This window comes from Polaribacter sp. (assembly GCF_965656025.1).
In the GTDB taxonomy this organism is placed as follows: Bacteria; Bacteroidota; Bacteroidia; order Flavobacteriales; family Flavobacteriaceae; genus Polaribacter.
In genome coordinates this window covers 13339-19213 of the sequence record NZ_CBFHJT010000047.1, presented here as the reverse complement: position 1 = coordinate 19213, position 5875 = coordinate 13339, and the positions used below count along the sequence as shown (strand labels likewise).

The 5875-nt window shown below is 30.3% G+C and carries 6 protein-coding genes; all 6 read left to right on the top strand.

All coding sequences use genetic code 11. The features are described 5' to 3' along the window. On the top strand, positions 1-668 hold a 668-nt coding region (locus ACTG3S_RS09785; protein ID WP_439129178.1), incomplete at its 5' end, for a phospholipase D-like domain-containing protein. A gap of 5 nt (positions 669-673) precedes the next feature. Next, positions 674-1561: a peptide chain release factor N(5)-glutamine methyltransferase gene (gene prmC / locus ACTG3S_RS09780; RefSeq protein WP_439129176.1), complete on the top strand. Its 888-nt coding sequence runs from the start codon at positions 674-676 to the stop codon at positions 1559-1561. Between the two features lie 123 nt (positions 1562-1684). Then, positions 1685-2752, top strand: coding sequence for a thioredoxin-like domain-containing protein (locus tag ACTG3S_RS09775; RefSeq protein ID WP_439129175.1), 1068 nt, complete (start codon positions 1685-1687; stop codon positions 2750-2752). 186 nt (positions 2753-2938) lie between these two features. Further along, positions 2939-4495, top strand: coding sequence for an NAD(P)/FAD-dependent oxidoreductase (locus ACTG3S_RS09770; protein ID WP_439129174.1), 1557 nt, complete (start codon positions 2939-2941; stop codon positions 4493-4495). A 57-nt stretch (positions 4496-4552) separates the two neighbouring features. Further along, the gene (locus ACTG3S_RS09765) at positions 4553-4993 is read left to right on the top strand and encodes an ATP-dependent zinc protease family protein (protein ID WP_439129173.1); all 441 of its coding nucleotides are present in this window, start codon (positions 4553-4555) and stop codon (positions 4991-4993) included. After that, complete coding sequence (rimK, locus tag ACTG3S_RS09760) at positions 4990-5865, top strand: 30S ribosomal protein S6--L-glutamate ligase (protein WP_439129172.1); 876 nt, start codon at positions 4990-4992, stop codon at positions 5863-5865. Before ACTG3S_RS09765 ends, rimK begins: the two co-directional genes overlap by 4 nt. The last annotated feature ends 10 nt before the right edge of the window (positions 5866-5875 follow it).

Here is a 5875-nt window from a genome sequence, read left to right as displayed (position 1 = left end):
TACAAATTGAAGGAGAAGCTGTTGCCAATTTGCACAAGTCTTTTATAAGGGATTATTTTTATGCTACAGATACAGATTTAAGTGAAGAAGAAAAATACACAGCAAAACATAAAGTAGATTCTGAAACGAAACTACAAATTGTCTCTAGCGGTCCAGATTACGACCAATCTGTGGTAATGCAGCAATATTTAAGTTTTATCAACTTAGCAGAAAATAAAATTTGTGTGATGAATCCTTATTTTATTCCTACTTTTTCCATTTTAGAAGCCTTTAAAATAGCAGCTTTAAGTGGGGTAAAAGTACAATTGGTGCTGCCTAAAAAAGGCGATTCTAAAGTAGCAAGTTATAGCATGTATTCTTATTTTGTAGATTTGTTAAAAGCGGGTGTAGAAATATATTTACGAGACGATTTTTCGCACAGTAAAGTAATTTTTATTGATGATGAAATTGCCTCTATTGGCTCTACAAATTTTGACTGTAGAAGTTTTGAGCATAATTACGAATTAAACGCAATTCTTTTTGATGCTGATAAAACTAATGAAATAAAAACTGAGTTTGATAAACGAAGAGATAAAGCCACCAAAATTGAATTAGAATCATTTTTAAACAGATCTACAAAACAAAAAACGTTAGAGCGTTTGTGTAGGTTTTTTAGCCCATTACTGTAAAGATTATGACGCTTAAAGAATTTAAACAGTTTTTTTCTGAGACACTTTCAGAGATATACCCAAAAACAGAAATAGAATCGTTTTTTTTTATTTTAATGGACGAATTGCTAAATTTAAAAAGGATTGACATTGTTTTAAAACCTGATTTTAAATTAAAAAATGAGATTTTAACTGATTTAAAAAAAATTACCACAAGATTAAAAAGAGAAGAGCCTATTCAGTACATTTTGGGTACCACTGAATTTTATGGACTGCCTTTTTTTGTTGATAAAAACACTTTGATACCCAGACCAGAAACAGAAGAATTGGTGGAGTGGATTCTAATTTGTGTTCAAAATTTAAAAATCAAAAATCAAAATGTCACTTCGAGCGCAGTCGAGAAGTCTTTGAATATTTTAGATATTGGCACAGGAACTGGCTGTATTCCAATTTCATTGGCAAAAAACTTACAAAACGTCAATATTTCTGCCATTGATGTTTCTAAAAGTGCTTTAGAAATTGCCAAAAAAAATGCGCAATTAAATAAAGTTAATATAGATTTTAGAGAGTTAGATATATTAAAAACAGACAAATTACCCCAAAAATACACAATTATTGTTTCGAATCCACCTTATGTTAGAAAGTTAGAAAAGACAGAAATTAAAAACAATGTTTTAAATAATGAACCACATTTGGCGTTGTTTGTTGCTGATGAAAATCCTTTAATATTTTATAAAAAAATAGCAGATTTGGCAAAAAATCATCTTACTAAAAACGGATTCTTATTTTTTGAAATTAACCAATATTTAAGTAACGAAACTGTTACAATGCTCAAACAAAAAGGATTTACAAACATCGAGTTAAAAAAAGATTTTTCTGGAAATGATCGAATGATACAAGCAATCTTGATTTAGTTTGTATCTAAATTTAAAAAACGGTAACTTCGTTAACGCTGAATATAAGTTACTTGTGCTGAATTTGTTTCAGTATTAAATCGATGTCATAATCTTGTTAAGTTATCAAACATAAAAAACTACATGAAAGCAATAAATATTTTTTTAATCATTATTCTATCCTTTATTTTTTCGAATTGCAAAAACAATAAAAAGATAGGCTTTTCAATTATTGGAGAAATTAAAGGAAACTTTGAAGGTTTCATTTTTTTAAAATATGAAGACAGAATTGACAGTACACTAGTGAAAAATAATATTTTTAATTTTAAAGGGAATGTTCAAGAACCTTTAGAGGCATTTTTATATCCAGGTTCACCATCCTCAAAAGAACAAAAGGTAATAGCACCATTTATGCTTGAAAATAGTCAAATTTTTATCTCATTAAATTATAAAAAAAGAGAATTTAGAGGAAACAATATTAAATATATAAAAATTGATACCATTTATGGTTCAAAGAGTCAAGATTTAAGAAATAATTTTGATTCAAAAATGGCTAAAACATTTCATAAAGAAACAAATGACAGTATAAAAACTTCGTTACTTTATAAAAACATTTATGATTTCATAAACATCAATCCTAAGTCAGTCCTTAGTGGAGAATATCTAGCCGAAATAAATAACAGATACGATTACTTAAGCAGTAATCAATTAGAAAACCTTTATAAACTTCTTGATACCTGCTATCAAGACAAAAAAGATTTAAAATACGTTAAGAAATTAATTAAAAGGAGAAAAGTTTTAGATTATGGAAATATTCCCCCAAAGATTGTTCTTCCAAACCAAAATGGAGAATTAATTGACAACCAATCATTAATTGGAAATTTTGTTTTACTTGAATTTTGGGCTTCTTGGTGTGGTCCTTGTAGGAAATCAAATCCTGAACTTATGGAAATTTATAATTCTTTTAAGGGTAGAGGTTTTGAAATCTTTGGTATTTCTCAAGATACGGATACGGAAAAATGGAAAGAGGCTATTAAAGAAGATAAACTAGGATGGACTCAAGTTATTGATACTTTAAATAATAGTGGGAGAATGTATAATTTGACGACTATTCCTTATAATGTATTATTGGATAGAAAAGGAAAAATCATTAGTCGAAATGTCAAACCATCAAAATTGAATGAAATATTAGCTGAAAAAATCACAAAATAAAACGTATGATAACAAGGTATATAATTTAATACTTGTTCTCACCTACTTACAAAATATTTGTGTATTTTCTATTTAGTGTTTATTTGCTAAATTAATTACTAAAACACTCCGCAATCATATATAAACATGTTAACGAATCTCTCAAAAAATCAATAAAATCCTCTTTAATTTACCTACTTTTGTGGCATGGTTAAAGAAACTCAACTTCGTGTAAATTTAATAGAAGAACGAAAAGAAAACATTCTCTTACACAAAGCTTCTAAACAACTAAAAGTTGATAAAAAAGAAATTACTGCTGTAAAAGTATTACGTAAATCTATAGATGCGCGTAAGAAAGACATCATTTTTAACTATAAAGTAGCAGTTTACATAAACGAAGCTATACCAGAAAAACCGAACTATACTTTTGACTATAAAGACGTTTCTAGTGCCAAAGAAATTCATATCATTGGTTTTGGGCCTGCAGGCATGTATGCTGCTTTACGTTGTATAGAGCTGGGTTACAAACCCATTGTGTTAGAACGGGGTAAAAATGTGCAAGACAGACGTAGAGATTTAAAAGCCATTAATCAAGACCATATTGTAAATTCAGATTCTAATTATTGTTTTGGCGAAGGTGGTGCAGGCACGTATTCTGATGGAAAATTATACACCCGAAGTTTAAAACGTGGAGATGTGAGAAGAATTTTTGAAAACCTGGTTTTTCATGGAGCAACTGAACAAATTCTGATAGATGCACATCCTCATATTGGTACCAATAAATTGCCTAAAATTATTCAGAATATTAGAGAAACCATTTTACTATTTGGTGGCGAAATTCATTTTGAAACCAAAGTAGTAGATTTTTTAGTAAAAAATAACACTTTAAAAGCTATTCACTTAGAAAATGGTACAGAGATGACTGTGAAATCCGTAATTTTAGCCACTGGTCATTCAGCAAGAGATATTTACGAACTATTACATCGTAAAGAAATAAAAATAAAAGCAAAATCTTTTGCAATGGGCGTTCGTGTAGAACATCCTCAAGAAATTATAGACCAAATTCAATACAATTGTTCCGGAGAAAGAGACGAGTTATTACCAGCAGCAGCCTATAGTTTGGTAAATCAAGTGAATAACAGAGGTGTATACTCTTTTTGTATGTGTCCTGGTGGTTTTATTGTACCAGCAGCCACTTCAGAAGGCGAAGTTGTGGTAAATGGAATGTCGCCCTCTAAAAGAAATAACAAGTTTGCAAACTCAGGCATTGTAGTAGAGTTAAATATCGATCAGGATTTTAAAAAATATGAGAATTTTGGTGAGTTAAAAGGCTTAGAGTTTCAGAAAGATTTAGAAAAAATTGCCTTTTATGCAGGTGGAAGAACACAAACTGCACCAGCACAAAGATTGGTAGATTTTGTAGACGGAAAATTATCCACAAATTTAAATGATTGTTCTTATCAACCAGGATTAAAATCGGCTCCACTACACTCTCTTTTACCCAGGATTATTGGTAGTAGATTACGAAAAGGGTTTCCTGAATTTGGAAAAAAAATGCACGGATATTTTACCAATGAAGCTAATATTGTGGGTGTAGAATCTAGAACTTCATCACCTGTAAACATCCCAAGAAAAGAAAATTTAGAACATATAGAAATTAAAGGACTATATCCTTGTGGAGAAGGTGGTGGTTATGCAGGTGGTATTGTTTCTGCGGCTATGGATGGAGAACGTTGTGCAGAAGCTGCTATTAAAAATTTATAACAAAATAGCAAGGTGGTTTAAACAAGTCTTTATAAATTTACAAATTAAATTGTTATGATGAAGTTAACCATTGGTAGAGAGGACAAAGCAGATTTTCCAGAATTTTTATTAGAAGATATCGATATTAAAATAGATTCTGGCGCTTACACTTCTTCTATACACTGCACTAACATTACTGAAATAACAAAAAACAACAAAACAATATTAAAGTTTACGTTGTTAGATGAAGAGCATCCTTTATACAATAATAAAGAGTTTACATCTGATGATTACGCGTCTAAAATTGTAAAAAGCTCTAATGGTATTTCAGAAACAAGATTTAGAATTCATACAGAAATCACTATTTTTAATCAAACTTTTCCTATCTATTTAACTCTTAGTGAGCGTAAAGACATGAAGTTTCCGGTATTACTAGGCCGTAAATTTTTGAATAAAAAATTTGTGATAGACACTGCAAAGAAAAATTTATCGCATAAATTAAAATATAAAAACAAATGAGAATTGTAATTTTATCTAGAAATCCTAAACTTTATTCCACAAGAAGATTAGTAGAAGCTGCAGAAAAACGTGGGCACGAAATAATGGTAGTAGATCATTTAAAATGCAATATCGAAATAGAAAAAAAATCTCCAAAAATATATTATAAAGGAGAATATTTAACTAATGTAGATGCTATTATACCAAGAATTGGCGCTTCTGTTACTTTTTATGGTACAGCAGTAATACGTCAGTTTGAAATGATGAAAGTTTTTACTTCTGTATCTTCTATAGCACTTACCAGGTCAAGAGATAAATTAAGTAGCCTACAAATTTTAGCAAGAGCCGGTGTTGGCTTGCCAAAAACCGTTTTTACAAATTACACAAAAGATGTAGAGCATGTTGTAAAATCTGTTGGTGGTGCACCTTTGGTATTAAAATTACTAGAAGGTACACAAGGTTTGGGCGTTGTTTTGGCAGAAACAAAAAATGCAGCAACTTCTGTTTTAGAGGCTTTTAATGGTTTAGGTGCAAGAGTTATAGCGCAAGAGTTTATCAAAGAAGCTGGTGGTGCAGATATTAGAGCTTTTGTAATAGATGGTAAAGTTGTAGGCGCTATGAAACGTCAAGGTAAAGAAGGCGAATTTAGGTCTAATTTACATAGAGGTGGTAACGCCACTGTTATAGAGTTAACAGACGAAGAAGAAAAGACCGCTTTAAAAGCAACCAAAGCTTTAGGCTTAGGCATTGCAGGTGTAGATATGTTGCAATCTTCTAAAGGCCCTTTGGTATTAGAAGTAAATTCATCACCTGGTTTAGAAGGTATCGAAATTGCCACTAAGAAAAATATTGCGAAAGAAATTATTAGATATTTAGAAATTCATGTCGAATAAACCATTTTTC

Excerpts from the sequence above, each read along its gene's own strand:
- ACTG3S_RS09775 (WP_439129175.1), top strand. The coding sequence starts at position 1,685 with ATGAAAGCAATAAATATTTTTTTAATCATTATTCTATCCTTTATTTTT.
- ACTG3S_RS09765 (WP_439129173.1), top strand. The coding sequence starts at position 4,553 with ATGAAGTTAACCATTGGTAGAGAGGACAAAGCAGATTTTCCAGAATTT.
- rimK (WP_439129172.1), top strand. The coding sequence starts at position 4,990 with ATGAGAATTGTAATTTTATCTAGAAATCCTAAACTTTATTCCACAAGA.
- prmC (WP_439129176.1), top strand. The coding sequence starts at position 674 with ATGACGCTTAAAGAATTTAAACAGTTTTTTTCTGAGACACTTTCAGAG.
- ACTG3S_RS09770 (WP_439129174.1), top strand. The coding sequence starts at position 2,939 with ATGGTTAAAGAAACTCAACTTCGTGTAAATTTAATAGAAGAACGAAAA.